The sequence below is a fragment of the Rhizobium sp. Leaf311 genome (assembly GCF_001423445.1).
Taxonomy (GTDB): Bacteria; Pseudomonadota; Alphaproteobacteria; order Rhizobiales; family Rhizobiaceae; genus Agrobacterium.
The window spans coordinates 140568-162402 of the sequence record NZ_LMNZ01000001.1; the positions used below are offsets into that span (position 1 = coordinate 140568).

Sequence of the window (21835 nt, forward strand, 5' to 3'; positions counted from 1 at the left end):
TTTGATGCCCGCGCTGGAATTGCCCTAAGGACCAGGAACATGGCGGTAACAGCCAATATGGCGGGCGGAAACGCTGCTGCGATCGATCCTCCGATGGATCGCCGCCGCCTCATCGCGTTCTTCGCGATGGTCTTCGGCATGTTCATGTCGATCCTCGACATTCAGATCGTCTCGGCGTCGCTGGCGGAAATTCAGGCCGGGCTTGGCGCCGGGTCCGATGAAATCGCCTGGGTGCAGACATCCTACCTGATTGCGGAAGTCATCATGATCCCGCTGTCGGGAACACTGGCGCGCATATTGTCGACACGGGTGCTGTTTGCCACCTGTGCTGCCGGTTTTACCCTTTCCAGTGCCCTGTGTGCAACGGCAACGAACATCGACCAGATGATCGTCTACCGCGCCATACAGGGCTTCATAGGCGGCGGCATGATCCCATCCGTCTTTGCCGCCGCCTTCACCATCTTTCCGCCGTCCAAGCGGGCTGTGGTGTCGCCCATCATCGGCCTTGTGGCCACGCTTGCCCCCACCATCGGCCCGACTGTCGGTGGCTATCTGTCGAATGCGTTTTCGTGGCACTGGCTGTTTCTCGTCAACATCATTCCCGGCATCATCGTCACCATCGTGACCTGGAATTTCATCGATTTCGACAAGCCGGAACGGTCGCTTCTCAAGAGGTTCGACTGGTGGGGCCTGTTGTCCATGGGCGTGTTCCTGGGCTCGATGGAATATGTGCTGGAAGAGGGCAACAACAACGACTGGTTCAATGACAGTCACATCGTCATCGGAACGCTTGCCATGGTCATGGGCGGTTTCGTGTTCTTCTGGCGCGCCTTCAAGGTGGACTTTCCGGTGGTGGATCTCAAAGCCTTCGCCGACCGGAATTTCTCCATCGGATCGCTGTTTTCCTTCGTCATGGGCATCGGGCTTTACGGCCTGACCTATATGTACCCGCTCTATCTGGGTCGCGTGCGTGGCTATGATGCCCTGATGATCGGGGAGACCATGTTCGTGTCCGGTCTGGCCATGTTCGTCACCGCCCCGATTGCTGGCAAGGTCTCCACCAAGATCGACCTGCGCGCCATGATGGTCATCGGCTTCGTCAGCTTTGCGGCGGGTACATGGATCATGACCTATGTCACGGCGGACTGGGATTTCTACGAATTGCTGATCCCGCAGATCCTGCGCGGCTTTGGCCTGATGATGTGCATGGTGCCGATCAACAACATTGCGCTCGGCACATTGCCGCCAGCCCGTATGAAGAATGCGTCCGGCCTGTTCAATCTTACCCGCAACCTTGGCGGCGCGGTCGGCCTTGCGCTCATCAACACCATGCTCAGCCAGCGCACGGATGAGCATTATTTCAAGATTGCCGAACACGTGAACTACGGCAACCCGGCAGCCATGGAATGGCTGAACAGTGTCGGTGCGAATTATGATTCCTACGGGCTGGATGGCGCGTCAGTGGCGGTCAAGAAACTGGTTGGCGTCGTGTCGCAGCAGGCGTGGCTACAGGCCTTTGCGGATGTGTTCCTTGCCCTGACCATCCTTTTCAGCGGCCTGATCATCCTGACACTTCTGATCAACAAGCCGAAGGCGGCACCGCCGCCGGATGCCGGACACTGATTTTTTCAGATCCACCGCAGCGCTGAGGGTCGCCGAAAATGGCGGCCCTCTGTCGTTTGAGAGGGAAGGGTCAGACCTTCGCGGCAGAAACCGTGGCTTCGATATGCTCTACCAACTGGTCCGGCAGTCCGAGGCGACCTGCTAGCAGGTCGAGATAACCGCGCTCCGCCCGGCTGTCGGGCTCGATGGTCAGGCGGGAAGCCGTGTAGAGCTCCACCTTCTGTTCCTCGGTCTTGGCTGCAGCCACCAGCGCATCGATGTCGAGTGGATCGGCCAGTTCCTTTTCGATGAAGGCTTCCGCCTCGCGGTCGAGTTCGGAGACCTGCAGCTTTTCCATGATGCGGGCGCGTTCCGTTGCATCGATGTGGCCGTCTGCCTTGGCGGCGGCAATCATCGCCTGCACCAGCGTCATCGCGAAATTGTTCGAAAGCGCGGGGGATTCAGGGTGGAATGGAGAGTCCTTGGGCGGCGGCAGCAGTTCCTGCGTCGGCTGGGGTTGCTGCACGGCCTGCGGCGTCTTGCCGGATTGGTAATTCTTGTAGGCGAGGTAGCCCAGACCGGCGATGGCGGCAATGCCGCCGACAGCTGCGGCGTTGCCCGCCAGCTTGCGCCCGGTCTTGGTACCGAAAATGGCCGCAGCTATCGCGCCCGCCTTCATCGGATTGTTCTTCGCAATCTCGGTGGCCTGTCCGGCCCGGTCCCGCACGCTTCCGGACAGGTCCGGCACCTGCGAACCCAAAAACTGGTCAAGAAGCTTCTTTGCGTCGAACATTCAGATCTCCTGTGTCAATCAATCGTGAAACAGGAGATAGGAAGTCGGAATGCGAATACAAATGGCCGTGCCGTTCACGCAGTCGTGAAGGCAGGGCTTATCCGCGCAGCGCGGCGGCTTCGGCGGCCAGTTTGGTAATGCCAGCCCAGTCACCGGCTGCAATCAGTTCCTTTGGCGCAACCCAGGAACCGCCGACGCAAACAACGTTTGGCAGGGACAGGTAATCCTTGGCGTTTTTCAGCGAAACACTGCCGGTCGGGCAGAACATGACATCGGCAATCGGAGAGGACAGCGCCTTGAGGTAAGGCGCGCCGCCTGCCTGTTCGGCGGGGAAGAATTTCAGCACCTTGTAGCCCTTGTCGCGCAAATGCATGACTTCGCTGGCGGTCGCCGCACCGGGAAGAAGCGGAACCTTGGAACCCTTTGCGGCTTCCAGAACGCTCTTGTTGACGCCGGGGCTGACGATGAAGGTGGAGCCCGCTTTCACGGCGGCTTCGAAATCCTTGGCATTGAGAATGGTGCCTGCACCCACATGGGCGCCTTCCACTTCATCGGCCACGGCGCGGATGGCATCCAGTGCGGCCGGCGTGCGCATGGTGATTTCGATGGCCTTCAATCCACCTTCGACCAGTGCGCGCGCCAGCGGCACGGCAGAGGCTGCGTCTTCAACGATGAGGACAGGCACCACCGGCTGCAGTTTCAGGATGGAAAGCAGCTTTTCGGAATCCTGGGCCATGATGATGTCTCCTCTTTTGAAACGATTGAATTGCGTCTCAATTACCGCGCAAAGCCGCAGGTGTCGAGGCAAAATGAAATATTTCAGTTTGATTACTTTTTCATGACAACAGCTTGCGCTAGGCTCACCCCAAAACGGGCAGGTTATTGAATGGCAAAAGAAATCGAACGCAAGTTTCTGGTCGCGGATGACAGCTGGCGCGAGGCCATCGCGTCACGGACGCGCTTTCGCCAAGGCTATATCGTATCGCTGGATGACCGGTCGGTGCGGGTCCGCATCAAGGGCGAGGATGCGGCAACGCTGACCATCAAGGTCGGGGTCGGCGTTCTTGTGCGGGACGAATATGAATATGATATCCCCGTTGCCGATGCCGAGGAACTGATCGCCACCGCGCCCGGCATCATCATTGAAAAGATCCGTTATACCGTCGAACATGAGGGGTTTCTGTGGGAAATCGATGTGTTCGATGGCATTTACCGGGGGCTGACGGTGGCCGAGGTGGAGCTGAAGTCGGAGAGTGACCAGCCCGCCTTGCCAGGCTGGCTCGGCGCGGAGGTGACGGGCGACCGGCGATATTCCAATCAGCATCTTGCGACAGACGATCTCAGTTCAGAGCTTTGCCATGCCATTCAGATTTGATCCCCGAAAGCCCTTTCCCGAAGAATTGCAGCGCATTGGGATCGAATTGATCGACGACGCCATGGCGGCGCTGTCGCAACAGCCCGATGGCCCCCATGCGGCGGTGCATGGCGCGCGCAAGAAATTCAAGCGCCTTCGTGCCCTCTATCGTTTTGTCAAAAGCGACGATCCGGCGTTTCGCAGCACCGAAAATCTGCGGTTTCGAGATGTTGCGCGGTCGCTCTCGCAGGCGCGTGAGGCCGCAGCCCTGGTCGAGACGATCCAGTATCTTCAGGGGTTCAGCCGTTCGGAGGCGGAAAGCAAGGCCCTGTCCTCAGCCCTCGGCACGCTTGAAAGGCGGCGCGACGAGGTGACGGGTGATGATGGCGGGCTTTCTGACAATATCGCTCTGGCGCTTGTCGAATGCGATAAGGCCAGGCAAGCCCTCATGCAGCTATCCTTGCCGGATGGCAGGAAGGCTGCCACAAGGCGCGTGAAGAAAACGTGGCGCAAGCAGCGGCAGACGGCGCTCAATGCCTTGAGCCGCTGTCACGGCGAGGCCCATGACGAGGATTTTCACGATCTTCGCAAGAGCGGGCAGGTCTACTGGATGCATCTTGCCCTGCTGCGGCGCATCTGGCCTTCCGCCATGCGCGCCAAGAAGGCGGATGCCAAGCGCCTCGTCGATCTTCTCGGACATGAGCACGACCTGTCCGTCCTGACCGCCCTTGTCGATCAGGAGCCGGAGCGCTTTGACGATGCAGATACGCTGGCGCTGGTTCTGGAAGCCATCATCCACCGGCAGCAAGCCCTGCGGCAGGAGTGCCTTGATCTGGCGGATCGCGTGTTTTCCGACGCGGCCAAGACCGAGAGCCGGATTGTCGCACATCTGTGGGACGACGCTGCGCGATAGGGCGTCGGGCATATTTTGACGAAATTCAAAACTTTGCTTCGGCGGGTTTCGGGCACGAAATAAGATTGCGCAAAAGCGCATCTGGCTGTATTTCAGCCGCCATGACCGACACCTTGACCCTGTCCACCCCGGATGCCGCACCGGGGGCCGCTGGCGATTTTCTCGTGGCAGCGCTTTACCACTTCGCTCGCTTTGCGCGATACGAGAGTGTGCGTGAACCCTTGTTTACCCTGTGTCAGCAAAACGGCGTCAAGGGCACGCTGCTTCTGGCCGCCGAAGGCATCAATGGCACCATCGCGGGAACGGATGCGGGCATTGCCAATGTGCTGGCCTATCTGCGCGCCCAGCCCGAATTTGCGGCCCTTGAGCACAAGGAAAGCCGTGCTTCCAAGATGCCCTTCGTGCGCATGAAGGTGAAGCTGAAGCAGGAAATCGTCACGATGGGCGTGCCGGATATCGATCCGAACCAGATCGTCGGCACCTATGTCGATCCCAAAGACTGGAACGATCTGATTTCCGACCCGGATACGATCCTGATCGATACCCGCAATGACTATGAAACCGCCATTGGTGTGTTCAAGGGCGCGGTCGATCCTCAGACCAAGACGTTTCGCGAATTTCCGGACTGGGTAAAGAACAATCCGGGCCTGCACAACAAGCCGAAGATCGCCATGTATTGCACCGGCGGCATTCGCTGCGAAAAGGCCACGGCCTTCATGAAGGAACAGGGCTTCGATGAGGTTTACCACCTCAAGGGCGGTATTCTGAAGTATCTGGAAGAGGTTCCTGAGGAAGAAAGCCTGTGGGAAGGTGCCTGCTTCGTGTTCGATGAGCGCGTTTCCGTCGTCCATGGCCTTGCCGAAGGCGACCACAAGCTGTGCCACGCCTGCCGCAACCCGATCACGGCAGAAGTGCGCCAGTCACCGCAGTTCGAGGAAGGCGTGTCGTGCCCCAGCTGCTATGACAGCCGCACCGAAGAAGACCGCCAGCGTTTCCGCAATCGGCAGAAGCAGATCGACCTCGCAAAAAAGCGTGGCGAGAAGCACATCGGCCGTTAAGGCGGGGTGGGGCTGCAAGCCCGCTCCACGATTATCCTCGGGCGCGTCCGGGGGGGCGTCACGTGGAAAGCTGCAAGACGTAGCAGGCGCTCGAGCCCGACGCTGACGGAGCGAAGGTCTCGCTTGCACCAGCCTGTTGGCTCAAGAAACCTTCAATTGCCGGACTGGCGTTTCCTGCTGCGCAAGCATTGTGGTGACCTGATCGGCTGGCATCGGCTTGGCGAAAAGATAGCCCTGAAGTTCGTCGCAGCCGCAGAGCTGGAGAATGGCGGCCTGGTCTTCGGTTTCAATACCTTCTGCGGTCACGGGAATGCCGAGTGAGCGTGCAAGCGCGACTGTGGCTGTCAGCATTTCCAGCGAGCGGCCGCCTTCATCCAGCGCCACCACCAGTGACTTGTCGATCTTCATGCGGTTGAAGCCGAAACGACGCAGATAGCCGATGCTGGCAAAGCCGGAACCGAAGTCATCCAGCGCAATGCTGACGCCGATCTGCTTGAGTTTCTCAATGGCCGTGCCCGCCCGCTCGGGATGGTGGATGAAGTAGCCTTCGGTCATCTCCAGCATCACTCTTGCCGGCGGAATGTCGTGTTCTTCGAGGATGGAGAGGACCTGCGCCGCGAAAAACGGGTTTCTGAACTGCACCGGCGATACGTTGACGGCAAGCTTGACATGCGGCCATTCGGTTGCGGCGTGGCAGGCCTTTTGCAGGACGGCCAGACCAAGCTGATCGATCAGGCCACTGCTTTCCGCGGCTGCAATGAAGACATCAGGCGAAACCGGTCCGTAGCCCGCGCGGTTCCAGCGGGCAAGCGCCTCGACACCGGAAATCCGTCTGGTCAGCGTGTTGACGACAGGCTGGAAAACGACGCTGATCTCGTCATGCTCGATGGCATATTTGAGATCGGCTTCGAGCTGGTTCTTCTCTTCGCGGCGCGTGTCCATATAGGGCTCATAGGCCATGAAGCGGCCACGGCCATTCTCCTTGGCCTCGTACATGGCCATGTCGGCCCGCCGCAACAGCTCCTCGCCGTCGATATCTCCAGCTTTCGAGACAGCGGTGCCGATGCTGCATCCGATGGCGGCAACACGCTCGCCGATCATGAAGGGTTCGGAAAACAGTGCCAGAAGGTCCTCGCAGAGCTTTCGACCGGCGATGCGGGCATCGTTGCCTTTGAGAGCAATAGCGAATTCGTCGCCGCCCAGCCGCGCCAGCAGCGCATTTTTGGGCACCATAACCTTCAGCGCCGCTGCAACGCCCTTGATCAGCAGGTCGCCTGCGCCGTGGCCGAAGGAATCGTTGACCTCCTTGAAGCCATCCAGATCGAGATAGATCAGGTTGACGTAGGAATCATCGCCCTGCGACTGCTCCAGTCTTTCATTCAATCCCAAAAACAGGCCTGGCCGGTTGTGAAGACCGGTCAGCCGGTCCTGCAACAGCTCGTGGCGTGCCAGTGCCTCGTCCGCCTTGAGTTTGCGAAGGGCGGCCGTGCCGATGATGAGCAGGGCCAGAAGAAACAGCCCGATCAGCCCAACGGCGGTAAGGATGCGCGGCTTGACGTCGCGAAGGCTGACATCGCCCGGCATCTGGGAGTGCCATGTCAGCATTCCCAGCACCGTGCCGCGCGGGTTGACGATGTTGACGAAGAATGCCGCAGGGCTATCGGCGGGCAACAGCGAAAGACCGTTGAGCACATAGGTTTGAGCAAGGCCGTCCACCTTTTCAGGGGTCAGGTGCCTTGCAAAGATGAGATAGCGGCGTTCGCCAGCAGCAGACGAAAGAAGGCCGTTCTTGTTGCGCACCAGCGCAACTCCGGTCGCGGCAATGCCATCCCTGGTCTTGACGAAACCGCTGGCTTCCGGCACCGCGCCCACAGACATGCCCTCGACCCTGGCAATCATGTCTGCAAGTCCGTCGCCGAAATAATCCGCCAAGGTCCAGTTGACCGGCGAGCCGTTGTGGTAGGCGAGCAGAATGTGCCGCTCGCTATCGATCAGGACTGCGGTGTCGAAGAGTTCGCTGTTGACGGTCATGTCGCCGTAGTTGTTGATCAGCCACTCCGACCCGTCCGGTGAATAGGCATGATCGGCTGCATCGTCCCAGGCTGCGTAGTCGTTGAGCGTGGCGGCAAGCTGGTTCTGGAATGTCTTCAGCGCGCCTGTGGTCGTTTCGAGCGACCGCTGGTCATCCAGCGCGTTGACGTTGTGACTGACCTCGCCAAGAGCCGAGAGCACAAGGGCAGTAACGATGACAACAACAATTGCGAAAGCAAAGAGAACTCCGGCAACAGCCACTCTTCGACCGATCGACGGCTTTCTGATATTCCTGTGCGGCATCAATCGGCATCTTTTCCCACGAAATATCTCATCTTCCGCGGGAATTCTTCACAAGCCCTTAATATAAGCGTTGGCTTTGAACCTATCTTGTGCCGCTTCGGGATTGCCGTAACGCTTTGTGTTTCAAGACTAACAGAAAGTAAAAAACCTCCCCCATTTACATGGGAGAGGTTGTAAAAAATACTCGCGGGACAACTTACCAGGAAGGGATGACGGTGCCGTTGTACTTTTCGAGAATGAAGGTCTTCACTTCCGGGCTGTGATAGGATTCGACCAGGGTCTTCACCCATGGCGCATCCTTGTCCTTCGCGTTGATGGCGATGACGTTGGCATAGGGGGACTTCTCGCTTTCAATGGCGATGGAATCCTTCTTCGGGTTCAGACCGGCAGCCGTTGCGTAGTTGGTGTTGATGACGGAAATGTCGGTGTCATCGAGCGAACGGGGAAGCTGGGCGGCATCGAGTTCGACGAACTGGATGTTCTTCGGGTTCTCGGTGACGTCGGCTGGCGTGACCTTCAGGCCAGCATCGGGATTGACCTTGACGAGACCCTTGGATGCCAGAACCAGAATGGCACGGCCACCATTGGTGGGGTCGTTCGGAATGCCGACGGTCGCGCCGTCCTTCAACTCGTCAAGGCTCTTCACCTTCTTGGAATAGACGCCCATGGGCGTGGTGATGGTGGTGCCGACGCTGACAAGATCGAACTTGCGGTCAGCGATCTGGTTGTCGAGGTAAGGCTGGTGCTGGAAGGAGTTGGCCTGCAACTCGCCATCCGCCAGCGCCTGGTTGGGCACAACATAGTCGGAGAATTCGAGGATTTCGAGGTCAAGACCCTTGGTGGCTGCAACCTTCTTCACCTGCTCCATGATCTGCGCATGTTCAGCCGGTGTCACACCGATCTTGATGGTTTCAGCCAGTGCGCTGCCTGCGAAAAGGGCGGCAAGGGATGCGGCGATGATGAGTTTCTTCATGAGTGTCTCCTGCGTTTGTTATTTTAAGAAAAGAAATCAGTTTTTGCGGTTGCGCTTGTCGAAGCTGCGCGCCAGCGCGTCACCGGCGCTTTGGACGATCTGGACAAGCACAATGAGAACAACGACGACGACCAGCATGACGTCAGGCATGAAGCGCTGGTAGCCGTAACGAATGCCGAGATCCCCCAGCCCGCCGCCGCCGACGGCACCGACCATGGCCGAGTAGCCGATGAGGCTTACCAGCGTCAGCGTCAGCGCAAGGGTGATGCCGGGCTTGGCTTCGGCCAGAAGCACCTTGGTCACGATCTGCAACGGTGTCGCACCCATGGCGCGGGCCGCCTCTATCAGCCCCTTGTCCACCTCACGAATGGCCGCTTCCACCAGACGCGCCACGAAGGGCACGGTGGCGACTGTGAGTGGCACGATGGCGGCGGAGGTGCCGATCGAGGTTCCCGCAATCAGCCGGGTAAAGGGAATGATGGCAACGACGAGAATAATGAAAGGCGTGGAGCGGGCGGCATTGACGATCAGTCCGATGATCCGGTTGACCATAGGCGCTTCAAACAGTTCGCCCTTGCCGCTGGTGGCAAGGAAAATGCCGATGGGAAGACCCAGCAGCGAACCGACGAGACCGGAGACGGCAACCATGTGCAGCGTCTGCACCAGACCCTTCCAGAGAACAGCAAACAGCATATCAGGCGACATAACCGAGGACCTCCGTTGTCAGGCCGGTTTCGGCATAGAACCTGTTAGCGCGGGCCGTAATTTCTGGTGTGGCCGGATAGGATACGACCAGCGAACCAAAGGGCTGGCCGGAAATTTCTTCGATGGTCCCCGCCAGAATATTCACATCCGGGCCGATTTCCGCAACCAGCCGGGCGGTGAGCGGCTGAAACGCCGTGTCTCCGAAGAAGACGAGGCGCACAAGCACGCGGTCACCGTCTGTCGCTTCCGCTTTCAGGCCTGAGGTCACCCAATGTGGCAGCTTCACGCCAACGGCAGAGGACAGAAGGCTGCGGGTCGTTTCGTGGCGCGGGTTGGTGAAGATATCGAAAGTCGTTCCCTGCTCGACGATCAGGCCCTTGTCGATGACGGCAACCTGTGAGGCAATTGTCTTTACGACTTCCATCTCGTGGGTGATGAGGAGGACAGTCAGGCCAAGCTCGGCATTGATCGTCTTCAACAGTTCCAGAATGGACTGCGTCGTTTCCGGGTCCAGCGCCGAGGTCGCTTCGTCTGAAAGCAAAAGCTTCGGTTCCGTGGCCAGTGCACGGGCGATGCCGACGCGCTGTTTCTGCCCACCGGAGAGTTCGGCAGGGTAGCGGCTGGCCTTGTCACCCAGGCCGACCAGATCGAGCAACGGCGCGACCTTCTGTCTGATCTCGGCTTTCGACAGACCGGCGATTTCCAGCGGCAGGGCCACATTGTCAAAGGCGGTGCGGGAGGACAGAAGGTTGAAGTGCTGGAAGATCATGCCGACGGAACGCCGCAGATCACGAAGCCCGGACTGTTCCAGCGCGCCTACATCCACGCCATCGACAATGACCTTGCCGGTGCTGGGGAGTTCAAGCCCGTTGACGAGGCGGATGAGGGTGGACTTGCCTGCACCGGAACGACCGATGATGCCGGAGATCGAACCGCGCGGCACGATGTAATCGACACCACCGAGTGCGGTAAAGGAGGTCTGGCTCTTGGGATCGCCAAAGGTCTTGGTCACCGCCTGAAACGCGACCATGGGATCGTTGGCCGGTTGACCTGCGGGCAGGGGGCTCGCCGCTGAATTTTGAGGTATCATCTATTGCTCTTCGGACTGTGTCTGTTCGGTCGAAAACCCGGCGGCAAGTCGAGCCGCGTTTGCTCATGCAGCCATCTGGCACATTCGACAACGGAAGACGTTCCGGAGCATTACGTTGAACTTTCCTTGAGAAAGCCGGGGATCGGCCATCTGTGTATCGCAAACATGCCTGTCTGCGATACCGTTTGACAGGTAATATATTTCAATTATCGAAAAGAGCCGGAAAAATCGACCTCTTTCGAGTGAAATCCTTACGAAACCGTTGTGACGAATTCGTCGAGTGGACGGCGGACCTTCTTGAGGTTGGCCAGCCAGTCGCCGTCTGCCTGACGATAGCCGAGCGGCAGGATGGTAACGGACCGCAGGCCCTTTTCGCGAAGGCCGAGGATTTCATCGAGCTTGGCCGGGTCGAAGCCTTCCATCGGCGTGGAATCGACACCTTCAAAGGCAGCCTGAGCAACGGCCATGCCAAAGGCGATATAGGCCTGACGGGCGGCGTGTTCGAAATTGACCTCCGGATCACGCTGCGGATAGGAGCCGAGCAGCTTCTGGCGATAGGCTTCGAAACCTTCGTTCTTGAACCCGCGTTCGTCATTGGTCAGGTCGAACATGTGGTTGATGCGGTCTGCGGTGTAGTTGTCCCACGCGGCAAACACCAGAAGGTGCGAGCCTTCGGTGACCTGTGCCTGGTTCCAGGCGATTTCCTGAATCTTGGCGCGGGTTTCCGGGTTGGTAACGACAATGATTTCAAAAGGCTGCAGGCCGCTCGATGTAGGGGCAAGGCGTGCTGCCTCGATGATGCGGTCGATCTTGTCCTGCGAAACGGATTTGGAAGGGTCCATCTTCTTTGTGGCATAACGCCAGTTCAATTTTTCAATCAGCATAGAAATCTCCTTGGGGGCGCTGGACTCCGGCTCTTTGATGGCGTGCCCAGTCGCCATAAAACCCCACACAGATAGGATATGTTGCAGCGCACACAAGGCGGCACAGAAAACTAACCGCGCAAAATCCTCTCCGGCCCACTTTGCAAAAGCGGACCGGAGGGGAAAGATGGAATGCCCGGCAAATGCATGTTGCATTGGCAGGTATGGTCAAGGTCTTGCATTTGCCGGACCCGGTACAACAGCACTCTCACGATACCTATCGGAACGCCCGGTCCCTTGCCTGGCCAGCGGCAAGAGGTGGGTTCACGGAAACGGCTCTCTTGTTGAGCAACCGCTTGTCGATACCGGCTTTGAAAACACCGGGACGCCGCGCGTTGCATCCCGTTGCTCTCAAAGCAGCCGCATTATGCGGTGGGCGGGAAGCGTGTGAATGAAATGCAGAAATTTTTTTTTGTTTTTTTGGGGTGGGGCTGGAATTGGGGGCCTTTTTTGTCTGGGACCTCCAGATTTTTCCGTCATGACGGGGTCGACCTGGCACCCAGCAGCACTGCTTCTGCGGTGCGAAAGATCTTTTTGCGATCAAGGACTTGATCGCGCTGGACCCCGGCTTAAGGCCGGGGTGACAGCATTTCAGGGCCGTCAAGGCAGGCTACACCCTTAGACGTAGCGGTTGACGACGTTTTCGAGATATTCCTGACGACCGGACTTCGGCTCAGGGTTAATGTTGTCGCGCTCGACCATGGCGGCGATCTCGTCAAGCTTCAACTCGCCGCGCAGCAGCTTCTGGGCTTCCGGCGCATCCCACTTGGCGTAGCGGTCTGCGAGCGGCTGCGACAGCGCCTTGTCCTCGATCATCTTGGCGGCAGCTTTGAGGCCACGGGCGCAGCAATCCATGCCGCCGATATGGCCGATCAACAGATCTGCAGGGTCGAGCGACTGACGACGCAGCTTGCTGTCGAAATTGGTGCCGCCATTCTTGAAGCCGCCGCCTGCCAGTACGTGGTAATAGGCGAGCGCCATTTCCGGCACGTTGTTGGGGAACTGGTCGGTATCCCAGCCAGACTGGTAGTCGTTGCGGTTCATATCGATGGAGCCGAAAATGCCGAAGGCATTGGCCATGGCCAGCTCATGCTCGAAGGAGTGACCGGCGAGGATGGCGTGGCCCTGTTCGATATTGACCTTCACTTCCTTGTCCAGCCCATGCTTCTGCAGGAAGGCATAGACGGTGGCGACGTCGTAATCATACTGGTGCTTGGTGGGTTCCTGCGGCTTTGGCTCGATCAGGATCGTGCCTTCAAAACCGATCTTGTACTTGTATTCCACCACCAGATTGAGGAAGCGGCCAAGCTGGTCCAGCTCGCGCTTCACATCGGTGTTGAGCAGGGTTTCATAGCCTTCACGACCGCCCCACAAAACATAGTTCGCGCCGCCGAGTTTCTTGGTGGCATCCATGCAGGTCTTCACCGTCGCAGCCGAATAGGCAAAGACGTCAGGATCGGGATTAGTAGCGGCACCCGACATGAAGCGGCGGTTGGAGAAAAGGTTGGCCGTGCCCCACAGAAGCTTGACGCCGGTATCGGCCTGCTTCTGGCCGAAATAATCGACGATCTCGTTGAGGTTCTTCGTGTTCTCCGCAAAAGTCTTGCCTTCAGGACGCACGTCGGCATCGTGGAAGCAATAGAAGGGCGAACCGAGCAGCGAGAAGAATTCAAAGGCAACATCGGCCTTCAGCTTGGCGGCCTGCATCGACTCGTCAAACCATGGACGCTCGAATGTCTGGCCACCGAAGGGATCGCCGCCCGGCCATGTGAAGGTGTGCCAATAGGCAACCGCAAAGCGCAGGTGATCTTCCATGCGCTTGCCGCCGACGATTTCATCGGGGTTGTAATGACGGAAGGCCAGCGGATTGGTGCTGTCTGGGCCTTCATATTTGATTTTCTGGATGTCGCCGAAAAAGCCGGTGGTCATGGTTGGTTTCTCCCTTGGATTGGTCGTGTGTTTGGTGCCGGTGGGTGTTACTCACCCCCCGGAAAGCTCAATGCGAAAGCGGCCTGATGGCCGGATAAAGCGCCCGGTAACGCCCGTAGGCATCCTCATAGGCCTCAGCCAGCGCCGCGACCGGCTCTATGGTTTCTTCCGTTTCCGGCTGGGTGCAGACGGCAACCGGGTCCGCGCCCGTCGCTGCGATCAGGCCAAGACGGGCCGCACCGAAGGCTGCGCCGAAATCGCCTTCCGCCGGAATATCCACGGAGACGCCGAGCGAGGTTGCGATGGAGGCCAGCCAGTAGCGGGAGCGTGAACCCCCGCCGATGGCGGTGACGCGGGAAATGGAGGTGCCTGCGGATTTGAGCGCTTCCAGATTGTCCCTGATGGCGAAGGTCACGCCTTCCATGACAGCTTGAGTGAGCGCCTTGCGGTCGCTTTCATGGGAAAGGCCGATGAAGGAGCCGCGAATGGCGGCGTCATTGTGCGGCGTGCGTTCACCGGAGAGATAGGGTGCGAAGGTAACGCCTGTCGGAGCCTTCAATTCATCGCCGAGCTCGATGGAAAGATCGGCTGCGGATTTGCCCGTGATGCCGGAATACCAGTTCAGCGCATCTGTCGCAGACAGGATGACGCCCATCTGGTGCCATGTATCGGGCAAGGCGTGGCAGAAGGCGTGGACGGCGCTTTCCGGCTTTGGCAGATAGGAGGCATTGGCGGCAAACAGAACGCCCGATGTGCCGAGCGAAACGAAGGCGTGGCCTTCCGAGACCGTGCCCATGCCGCAGGCGGACGCGGCATTATCACCCGCACCACCGGCGACAACGACCTTGCCCGACATGCCCCAGGCAGAGGCAAGTTCGGAGCGCAGCGTTCCGGCCTCATCCGTGCCTTCGACCAGCGATGGCATATGGTCTTCCGTCAGGCCGGTGGCGTCCAGCAGTTCGGATGACCATTTGCGCGCGCCGGTATCGAGCCATGAGGTGCCAGCCGAGTCAGACATTTCGGAGATATATTCACCCGTCAGCCACAGGCGCAGATAATCTTTCGGCAGCAATACCTTGGCAACCTTGGCGAAGATCTCAGGCTCGTTATTGGCGACCCAGACGAGTTTCGGTGCGGTAAAGCCGGGGAACACGATATTGCCGGTGATCTGGCGAAAACGCGGGTCGGCATCCAGCTTTGCCGCTTCGGCATAAGAGCGGGTGTCGTTCCACAGGATGCAGGGGCGAAGCACATCGCCTGCCGCATCCACCAGTGTTGCGCCATGCATGTGGCCGGAGAGGCCGATGCCCTTCACCGCCGAAAGCTCCTTCGGAAACTTGGCTTTCAAGCCGGAAATGGCGGTTTCCGTGGCCTTGATCCAATGGGCCGGGTCCTGTTCCGACCAGCCATGGTGCAGGCGGGACACGTCGAGCGCGCCATTGGCCGAACCGATGACGTTTTGATCGCCATCGATCAACAGCGCCTTGACGCCTGATGTTCCCAAATCGAGACCGAGATACATGTTTCCTCCAGTGCTTAAGTCAGTGTCAGGGGAGATTATCCCGCAAGAATATGTCGATACGAATGCGTTCCTGCGCGTCGATGACCGCAAGCCCATCGGCCCGCGCTTTGAGCACCCTGATAGCGCTGCGCACCTCATGGCCCGCATCCTGATTCAGCACCGCATCCAGCACGCCCTCTGCCAGCGCGTTGGAGGTGTTTTCGGTCAGCTCGTGGGCGATGACGCAGGGACGGGTTTGCTGGCGTGACGATTTCAGCGCCTTGATGAGCCCGCGATTGCCAGCGCCCAGACTGTAAAGGCCTAGAAGATCAGGATTGGCGTTCAGGCATTCCGAAACCAGTTTTTGCACCGTTTCCGGATCGTCGCGGCCTTCGAGAACCGGAAGCAGGTTGAGATCGGGGAACTCGTCTTCGATGACGGAGCGAAAACCGGCGAGGCGCTCGCGGTGGTCCTTGACCAGCATGGAGCCTGCGAGAACCGCGACATCGCCGCCCTTTTCCGGCAGGAAGCGTCCCATCAGGCTTGCGGCGGTGCGCCCGGCGGCGACATTGTCGATACCGGCGAAATGATCGCGGCGGGAGCCGGTGAGGTCGGAAACAAGGGTAACGGCGGCAATGCCGCTATCGGCCAGCCGGTCTGCTGCCTCCACCACATCCTCGGCATCGATGGCGACGAAGGCGACGCCTGACGGCTTTTCCAGCCGGGCCACATCCAGCGCCTGGCTCAATGCCGCCGCATCGAAAGGCGGCACCTCGATGATGCGAATGGAGGTTCTGTCGATGTAGGATCGCGAAGCCGCGGCCCTGACTTCAGCCCGCAGGCCCGCCATGAAGGAATTGTCATTGTTGGGAAGGATGAAGACCAGCGCGTAACTGCGGCCCTTGGCCAGATTGGCGGCGGCCATATCCCGCACATAGCCAAGCTCCACGATGGCCGCCTCGACCTTGGCGCGCGTTACGGCGTGCACGCCCGGACGCAGGTTGATGACCCGGTCAACGGTGGCAAGGCTGACGCCCGCTTTCGACGCAATATCGTGAACTGTCGGCTTCATGTTTTCTCCCGCTAGCGTGCATAGAGCAAATATTGAGGTACGTAAATCAGAAAATGATGTACGTACCTCAATATGATGCGGCACCGGGAGGTAGTCGGGGACGCGGGGAGGTTACATGCCGGTTTTGCCTCACGTTTCTGCCCTGCGGCAGCCATTGCCTCCTGCGCTGTTGTTTTTGGAAAGGGGGTCGGTTAAATCTGAACGTTCATGTCATGGGGAAGAGAATGCGCGATCTGTCTACATTCACGGGATGTCCCGCACCGCAGCCGGTGACGCTGGAGGGGCGCTTCGTCAAGGCGGTGCCGTTCGACCGCGCGACGCATCTGGAAAGGCTCTGGGATGCGCTCGGTGGGCTTGGCATCAACGATCTCCTGAAATACTTCCCGCAGGACGGCTTTCTCAATTCGCAGGCATTCGGAGACTGGGTCGAGGGTGCGCAGACCGCATTCGGCTGGGTCACGCTCGTCTTCATCGAGAAGGCCACAGATGAGGTTGTCGGAATGGCGAGCTATATGCGTCCGGACCCGAAGAACGGCGTTGTGGAAGTCGGTTCTGTCGCCCATGGCGTGAAGATGAAGCGCTCGCCGCTTTCGACAGAGGCTCATTATCTGATGGCGCGCCATGTGTTCGACGATCTCGAATATCGCCGCTACGAATGGAAATGCCACAATGAGAACGAGGCATCCAAGGCAACAGCGAAACGCTACGGCTTCATGTTCGAAGGCCTGTTTCGTCAGCACATGGTCTCCAAGGGTGCAAACCGCGACACCGCCTGGTTCTCGATGATCGACCGCGAATGGCCGCCGATCAGGCAATCCTTCGAGACATGGCTGTCGCCCGACAATTTCGACGCCGATGGTGTGCAGAAGGAAAAGCTGGAAGATATCCGCGCAAGGATCATGGCATGAGCGGCTCCGGCACCACCCGATCAACGGCCCTTGCGGCGCTCGCCATCGTCTTCGGCTTTGGCCTGCTGTTCTTCATCCTTCCAACCGTGACGCTGTGGCTGGCCAACCACTATTCCGTATGGGTGGCCGCAATCTTCGACGCCATCGCCGTGCTTGGCTTCTTCCTGATTTTCTGGCTGAGGGCGCGGTATCAGCGGCGTAGGCGCTGAGGCAAGCCAACACCCGGAGCGCCTACACCTGCAGCGATGCGCCGAGCAGTGCAAGGCCCATCAGAAGCACGAACAGCGCGCCGGCGATTTCTATGCCGTGGGTGATGCGGGATGCTCTTTGGCTGCCGGAACCGGCAATGCGGATGGCGATATCCTTTGCCTTGACTGCGATGATGGCAAGCAGCGACACGGTGATGGCGGTGCCAATAGACATGGCCAGCACCGATAGGACGCCGCCCATCAGCAGGCCGTTCAACATCGAAAAGCTCATGACGATGATGGCGCCGGAGCAGGGGCGAAGGCCGACTGCGACGATGGCCGACCATGCTTCCGGCAAGCTGAAATCACGCGACTGTAACAGCGATGGGTCCGGCGCATGGGCCTTGCCGCAGGCGTCGCAGATATCGCCGGTTCCGCTTAGGGCATGATCGGCAAAGACGGGCTGGCCCTGAAAGCGCAGACCGCTTCCCATTCCGGTTTTAAGCGGGCCGGTTTTGAGCGGACCCGTTTTAAGCGGGCCTGTCTTGAGCGTTTCTGATGTGAACTGGTCTTTCGCTGGCGTTGCGGGACCGGAGGGAACGGCTGCTTCGAAGGCCAGTGCGGGGGAGGGACGGGCGGTAGCCATCAGGCTGCGGATCTTGCGAAACAGCAGCCATGCGCCAAACAGCGCCACCATGGCGAAACTTGCGATTTCCATGGCCTGCGTAGCCCTGGTCATGGTGATGGAGGTGCCGCGCAGCACGAGATAGGCCGCACCGACAAGGGCGATGGCAACCGCGCCCTGCAGCAGGGCGGAAACGAAGGAGATGACGATGCCGCGTCTCAGCTGGGTTTCATTGGCAATCATATAGGAAGAGATGACGGCCTTGCCGTGGCCTGGGCCTGCGGCATGAAAGACGCCATAGGCAAAGGACAGCGCGATCAGTGACGTCAGCGCCCAGGGGTCCTGACGCATCGCCCGCAAGGCGCCGGTCAGCGCGCGGTAGAATGTCTGCTGGTGGACGTTGATCCACTGGAACAGCGGCGCAAGGGGGCCGCCGACGGAAATGGAAGGTTCCGCCGATCCTATTCCCAGCGGCGACTGGGCATGGGCAAATGTGGCGGCGGTGAGGACTATTCCCAGCGTGATGAAAGCGCGGCCAGGCGTTTTCAGCATGTCAGCTCCATGCGGGTGGCAAACAGTTTGGTCATGTCGGTGCCGGTCGGATCGTTGAAGAAGGCGTCGGTGAGGTTGCTCTGGTTCTGGGCGATGATCTCATCCGGATCGGGGCGCACAACCTTGTGCTTGCAGGCGGCAAGATGCGTGCCCTTGATGACGATGTCACTGTCCTTGGCGAAATCAATCGCCGTATAGAGCGTCGGGTCCCATGCGCCGAAGGTCAGCGTACCCTTTGCCAAAAGCGGGGCTTTCGGCTTGACGGAGAAGAACATCAGAACCTGATTGTCCTTGTAGTCCACGTGGATGGCATCCGGCTTGCCGAAATCCACCTGTTTTCCGTTCTGCGTGATGAATGTGTAATAGGAAAATTCGGCCAGCGACTCGTGCACGGTCGCGCCGATCTCCGCGAGTTCCTCTTTGTCGAGCTTGGCATCGCTGTTCTTGTCATAGTCAAGCACCACGCTTGCGGAAAACATCTCGTCGAAGCGCCAGATGTTGCGCACTTCCTGCACATTGCCATCGGCACCTTCGATGATTTCCATGCGGGCTTCGGCAAAAATATGCGGATGCGCCATGGCGGCGATGGGCGCAAGGCAGGCGGACAGGCATACAGCCAAAGGTAAAATCGCGGTTTTCATGGATGCTGACTGTCTCGATTATCGAATCTGTTGGCGGATAGTAGCGTCAAATGGGACCGAATTTCGGCCCCTCTATTCTGGCTGCGGATCAACCCTGCTTTTTGAACCAGTTGGAAAGATAGTCCACGAAGCTGCGGACCTTGGCGGGAAGATAGCGTCGATGCGGATAGACGGCATAGATGCCACGATCTCGCGAGATGTAGTCATCGAACAGCGTTACGAGTTCGCCGGAGTGAATATGCGGTTTTGCAATGAAGTCCGGGACGATGGCGACGCCGAGGCCGGAGCGGGCGGCGCGCAGCGTTGCCTGCGGGCTGTTGACTTCGATCGGCCCGGTAATGGCCACCGAGTTGGTGCCGCCGCCGGGTTCGAAATAACGGATGTGATTGTGGAAGCGGGAATTGGTATCGACAATGCAGGGCACTTTCGCCAGATCCTGCGGCGAGTTGAGCGGCCCATATTGTTCGACAAAAGCGGGCGTGGCGACGGCATGGACGCGGAAATCGGCAAGCTTCCTTGCAATCATGCCGGAATCCTCGAGCTTGGTGATGCGGATTGCCATATCAAAGTTTTCCTCGATCAGGTCCACGAACCTGTCTTCGGCAACGATTTCCAGCGAAAGCTCGGGGTTCTCCTTGGCAAAATCGATCAGGCTCTGGCCAACATCCGCATCGATGAAAGTGCGCGGTACGGACAGCCGCAGCTTGCCTTTTAAATCGGCATTGTTCTCGCGCACCAGGTCCGCAAGATTGTCGATTTCCTTGAGGATGTCGGACGCGGTGCGGTAATAGGTATGGCCCGCTTCCGTCATGGAAAATTGCCGTGTCGTGCGGTTGAGGAGAAGCGCACCGAGATCGTCTTCCAGCTCGCGCACATATTTGGACAGAAGCGCCTTGGAACGACCTGTCTTGCGGGCGGCGGCGGAAAATCCCTCCGCTTCGACAACATCGATAAAGGCTCTGATGCGGGTGAGAGTGTCCATCGAAGTCTCCAGTTTGTTCCGCATAATTGAACGCTCACGCCCCAGCGTTCAAGAATAAAATGGTGTGCCGAAAAAATCCGCAAAATGGTGAAAAATTCCCTTGATTATGACTGCGAATATTCTTATCTCCCGGTTGCCCAAAGTCGCACGTGCCCATGTGTGTCCGCCGACCCTCGATGTGGTGAGGAAATCGGTAAGGTACCTGGAATTAACCCCTCCAGTCGCTATTCCGGCCAACCGGAAAATGCGAGGACATACGAAGCAACGACGGTGCGGGCCTTTCTGGTTCTCTGCCGGCTTTCCATCAGCCGGGGTACTGAAGAGGCACACCATCATTGCCGTAAGTGCGGTTGGGAACTTTCCCTCCAATCCCATGGCAGACAAAGCCGAATAATGCTCTGGCAGGGCGTTGTTCATATTTGCGCCTTGAGCGTATGCGAATGATTCTGCGCCTCCACCGGCTGAATCGTGCCGCATATCTTGAGCGCCCTTTGTCCTCCGGAATTTTTCCGGGGTCGGAACATTCGAGGGAATATAACGATGACGACTGCACGCATCCTCGACTTCATCAAGACCCGCCGTCCAGAAGGTCCCTGCCTTGTGGTTGACCTCGACGTCGTGCGCGATAACTTCGACGCGTTCCGGCACGCTTTGCCAAACAGTGCGATCTATTATGCCGTCAAGGCAAACCCCGCGCCTGAAATCCTCAAGCTTCTGGCTTCGATGGGTTCCAACTTCGACTGCGCCTCCGTGGCCGAAATCCAGATGGCGCTTGATGCAGGCGCAACCTCTGACCGTATTTCCTACGGCAACACGATCAAGAAGGAACGCGATGTTGCGCGCGCCCATGCGCTCGGCATCGATCTCTTCGCCGTCGACAGCCATGAGGAAGTGGAAAAGGTTGCCCGTGCAGCCCCTGGCGCTCGTGTATTCTGCCGCGTTCTGACCGATGGCGAAGGCGCCGAATGGCCGCTGTCGCGCAAGTTCGGCTGCGTACCGCAGATGGCTGTCGATGTTCTCGTCTATGCCCATCAGCTGGGTCTGGAATCCTATGGCGTTTCCTTCCATGTCGGTTCGCAGATGATGAATCTCGATGCATGGGACGCCGCACTTGGCGATGCAAAGCGGGTCTTCGCTTCGCTTGCCAAGCAGGGCATCCACCTGCAGATGGTCAATATGGGCGGTGGTTTCCCGACGAAGTACCTGCGCGACGTGCCTGCTGCCGAAGAATATGGCCATGCGATCGACACAGCGCTTCGCAAGCACTTCGGCAACCAGATTCCGAAGACGATCATCGAGCCGGGTCGCGGCATGGTCGGCAATGCCGGCGTCATCAAGGCGGAAGTCGTTCTTGTCTCGCGCAAGTCCGACAACGACAATCACCGCTGGGTGTTCCTCGACATCGGCAAGTTCGGCGGTCTGGCCGAAACCATGGACGAAGCCATTCGTTACCCGATCCGCACCGAGCGTGACGGCGACGAGATGGAAGCCTGCGTTCTGGCCGGTCCGACCTGCGACAGCGCCGATGTGCTCTATGAGAAGAACATGTATCCGCTTCCGGTCTCGCTGACCATTGGCGACGAAGTTCTGATCGAAGGCACGGGCGCCTATACGACGACCTATTCGGCGGTCGCTTTCAACGGTTTCGAGCCGCTGAAGTCCTATGTGATCTGAAAAAATCGCCGCTTGTCT

At 58.8% G+C, this 21835-nt stretch carries 20 protein-coding genes; 7 read left to right on the forward strand and 13 right to left on the reverse strand.

Features of this window, described 5'->3' with window-relative positions; all coding sequences use genetic code 11:
* The first annotated feature begins 39 nt into the window (after window positions 1-39).
* A complete protein-coding gene (locus ASF69_RS00615) occupies window positions 40-1623 on the forward strand; it encodes a DHA2 family efflux MFS transporter permease subunit (protein WP_062584336.1) in 1584 nt (527 codons plus the stop codon).
* A 70-nt stretch (window positions 1624-1693) separates the two neighbouring features.
* On the opposite strand, the gene ASF69_RS00620 is transcribed toward ASF69_RS00615, so the two are convergent.
* Together ASF69_RS00620 and ASF69_RS00625 are read right to left on the reverse strand one after the other, a co-directional pair.
* Window positions 1694-2395 carry a tellurite resistance TerB family protein gene (locus ASF69_RS00620; protein ID WP_062584338.1) on the reverse strand — a complete coding sequence of 234 codons (702 nt, stop codon included), beginning with the start codon at window positions 2393-2395 and terminating at the stop codon, window positions 1694-1696.
* 97 nt (window positions 2396-2492) lie between these two features.
* Entirely contained in the window at window positions 2493-3131 is a 639-nt protein-coding gene (locus ASF69_RS00625) for a 2-dehydro-3-deoxy-phosphogluconate aldolase (protein ID WP_062584340.1), read from the reverse strand.
* Window positions 3132-3281: 150 nt separating this feature from the next.
* Here ASF69_RS00625 and ASF69_RS00630 point away from each other — a divergent pair, with 150 nt between their 5' ends.
* The 3 genes from ASF69_RS00630 (at window position 3282) to ASF69_RS00640 (ending at window position 5720) form a co-directional block, all read left to right on the forward strand.
* On the forward strand, window positions 3282-3770 hold the full coding sequence (locus tag ASF69_RS00630) for a CYTH domain-containing protein (protein WP_062584342.1): 489 nt from the start codon (window positions 3282-3284) through the stop codon (window positions 3768-3770).
* Window positions 3754-4662, forward strand: coding sequence for a CHAD domain-containing protein (locus ASF69_RS00635; protein WP_062584344.1), 909 nt, complete (start codon window positions 3754-3756; stop codon window positions 4660-4662). The genes ASF69_RS00630 and ASF69_RS00635 overlap by 17 nt, the downstream gene beginning before the upstream one ends.
* A gap of 101 nt (window positions 4663-4763) precedes the next feature.
* Window positions 4764-5720, forward strand: a complete 957-nt coding sequence (locus tag ASF69_RS00640) for a rhodanese-related sulfurtransferase (RefSeq protein WP_062584346.1) — start codon at window positions 4764-4766, stop codon at window positions 5718-5720.
* A gap of 141 nt (window positions 5721-5861) precedes the next feature.
* Here the strand turns inward: ASF69_RS00640 and ASF69_RS00645 are convergent, their stop codons facing one another.
* From ASF69_RS00645 to ASF69_RS00680, 8 genes are all read right to left on the reverse strand, one after another.
* Complete coding sequence (locus ASF69_RS00645; RefSeq protein ID WP_062584347.1) at window positions 5862-8054, reverse strand: bifunctional diguanylate cyclase/phosphodiesterase; 2193 nt, start codon at window positions 8052-8054, stop codon at window positions 5862-5864.
* 196 nt (window positions 8055-8250) lie between these two features.
* Entirely contained in the window at window positions 8251-9027 is a 777-nt protein-coding gene (locus tag ASF69_RS00650) for a MetQ/NlpA family ABC transporter substrate-binding protein (RefSeq protein WP_062584349.1), read from the reverse strand.
* A 36-nt stretch (window positions 9028-9063) separates the two neighbouring features.
* Complete coding sequence (locus tag ASF69_RS00655) at window positions 9064-9732, reverse strand: methionine ABC transporter permease (RefSeq protein WP_062584351.1); 669 nt, start codon at window positions 9730-9732, stop codon at window positions 9064-9066.
* Window positions 9722-10762, reverse strand: a complete 1041-nt coding sequence (locus ASF69_RS00660; RefSeq protein ID WP_062585525.1) for a methionine ABC transporter ATP-binding protein — start codon at window positions 10760-10762, stop codon at window positions 9722-9724. Before ASF69_RS00660 ends, ASF69_RS00655 begins: the two co-directional genes overlap by 11 nt.
* 311 nt (window positions 10763-11073) lie before the next feature.
* The gene (locus tag ASF69_RS00665; RefSeq protein ID WP_062585527.1) at window positions 11074-11706 is read right to left on the reverse strand and encodes an NAD(P)H-dependent oxidoreductase; all 633 of its coding nucleotides are present in this window, start codon (window positions 11704-11706) and stop codon (window positions 11074-11076) included.
* A 657-nt stretch (window positions 11707-12363) separates the two neighbouring features.
* Window positions 12364-13674 carry a xylose isomerase gene (gene xylA / locus ASF69_RS00670; protein WP_062584353.1) on the reverse strand — a complete coding sequence of 437 codons (1311 nt, stop codon included), beginning with the start codon at window positions 13672-13674 and terminating at the stop codon, window positions 12364-12366.
* Window positions 13675-13741: 67 nt separating this feature from the next.
* Window positions 13742-15196, reverse strand: a complete 1455-nt coding sequence (xylB, locus tag ASF69_RS00675; RefSeq protein ID WP_062584355.1) for a xylulokinase — start codon at window positions 15194-15196, stop codon at window positions 13742-13744.
* A 25-nt stretch (window positions 15197-15221) separates the two neighbouring features.
* Entirely contained in the window at window positions 15222-16247 is a 1026-nt protein-coding gene (locus tag ASF69_RS00680; protein WP_062584357.1) for a LacI family DNA-binding transcriptional regulator, read from the reverse strand.
* 224 nt (window positions 16248-16471) lie between these two features.
* Between ASF69_RS00680 and ASF69_RS00685 the strand changes: the two genes are divergently transcribed.
* Both ASF69_RS00685 and ASF69_RS00690 read left to right on the forward strand, forming a co-directional pair.
* Window positions 16472-17155 (forward strand): GNAT family protein, encoded by a 684-nt coding sequence (locus ASF69_RS00685; protein ID WP_062584359.1) that lies wholly within the window; start codon window positions 16472-16474, stop codon window positions 17153-17155.
* A complete protein-coding gene (locus tag ASF69_RS00690; RefSeq protein WP_062584361.1) occupies window positions 17152-17364 on the forward strand; it encodes a hypothetical protein in 213 nt (70 codons plus the stop codon). The genes ASF69_RS00685 and ASF69_RS00690 overlap by 4 nt, the downstream gene beginning before the upstream one ends.
* Window positions 17365-17386: 22 nt before the next feature.
* Here the strand turns inward: ASF69_RS00690 and ASF69_RS00695 are convergent, their stop codons facing one another.
* The 3 genes from ASF69_RS00695 to ASF69_RS00705 form a co-directional block, all read right to left on the reverse strand.
* On the reverse strand, window positions 17387-18520 hold the full coding sequence (locus ASF69_RS00695) for a nickel/cobalt transporter (RefSeq protein WP_062584362.1): 1134 nt from the start codon (window positions 18518-18520) through the stop codon (window positions 17387-17389).
* Complete coding sequence (locus ASF69_RS00700; protein ID WP_062584365.1) at window positions 18514-19161, reverse strand: DUF1007 family protein; 648 nt, start codon at window positions 19159-19161, stop codon at window positions 18514-18516. Before ASF69_RS00700 ends, ASF69_RS00695 begins: the two co-directional genes overlap by 7 nt.
* Window positions 19162-19249: 88 nt before the next feature.
* Window positions 19250-20143 carry a LysR family transcriptional regulator gene (locus tag ASF69_RS00705; protein ID WP_062584367.1) on the reverse strand — a complete coding sequence of 298 codons (894 nt, stop codon included), beginning with the start codon at window positions 20141-20143 and terminating at the stop codon, window positions 19250-19252.
* Between the two features lie 540 nt (window positions 20144-20683).
* Here ASF69_RS00705 and odc2 point away from each other — a divergent pair.
* Window positions 20684-21817, forward strand: a complete 1134-nt coding sequence (gene odc2, locus ASF69_RS00715; RefSeq protein ID WP_062584372.1) for an ornithine/lysine decarboxylase — start codon at window positions 20684-20686, stop codon at window positions 21815-21817.
* The last annotated feature ends 18 nt before the right edge of the window (window positions 21818-21835 follow it).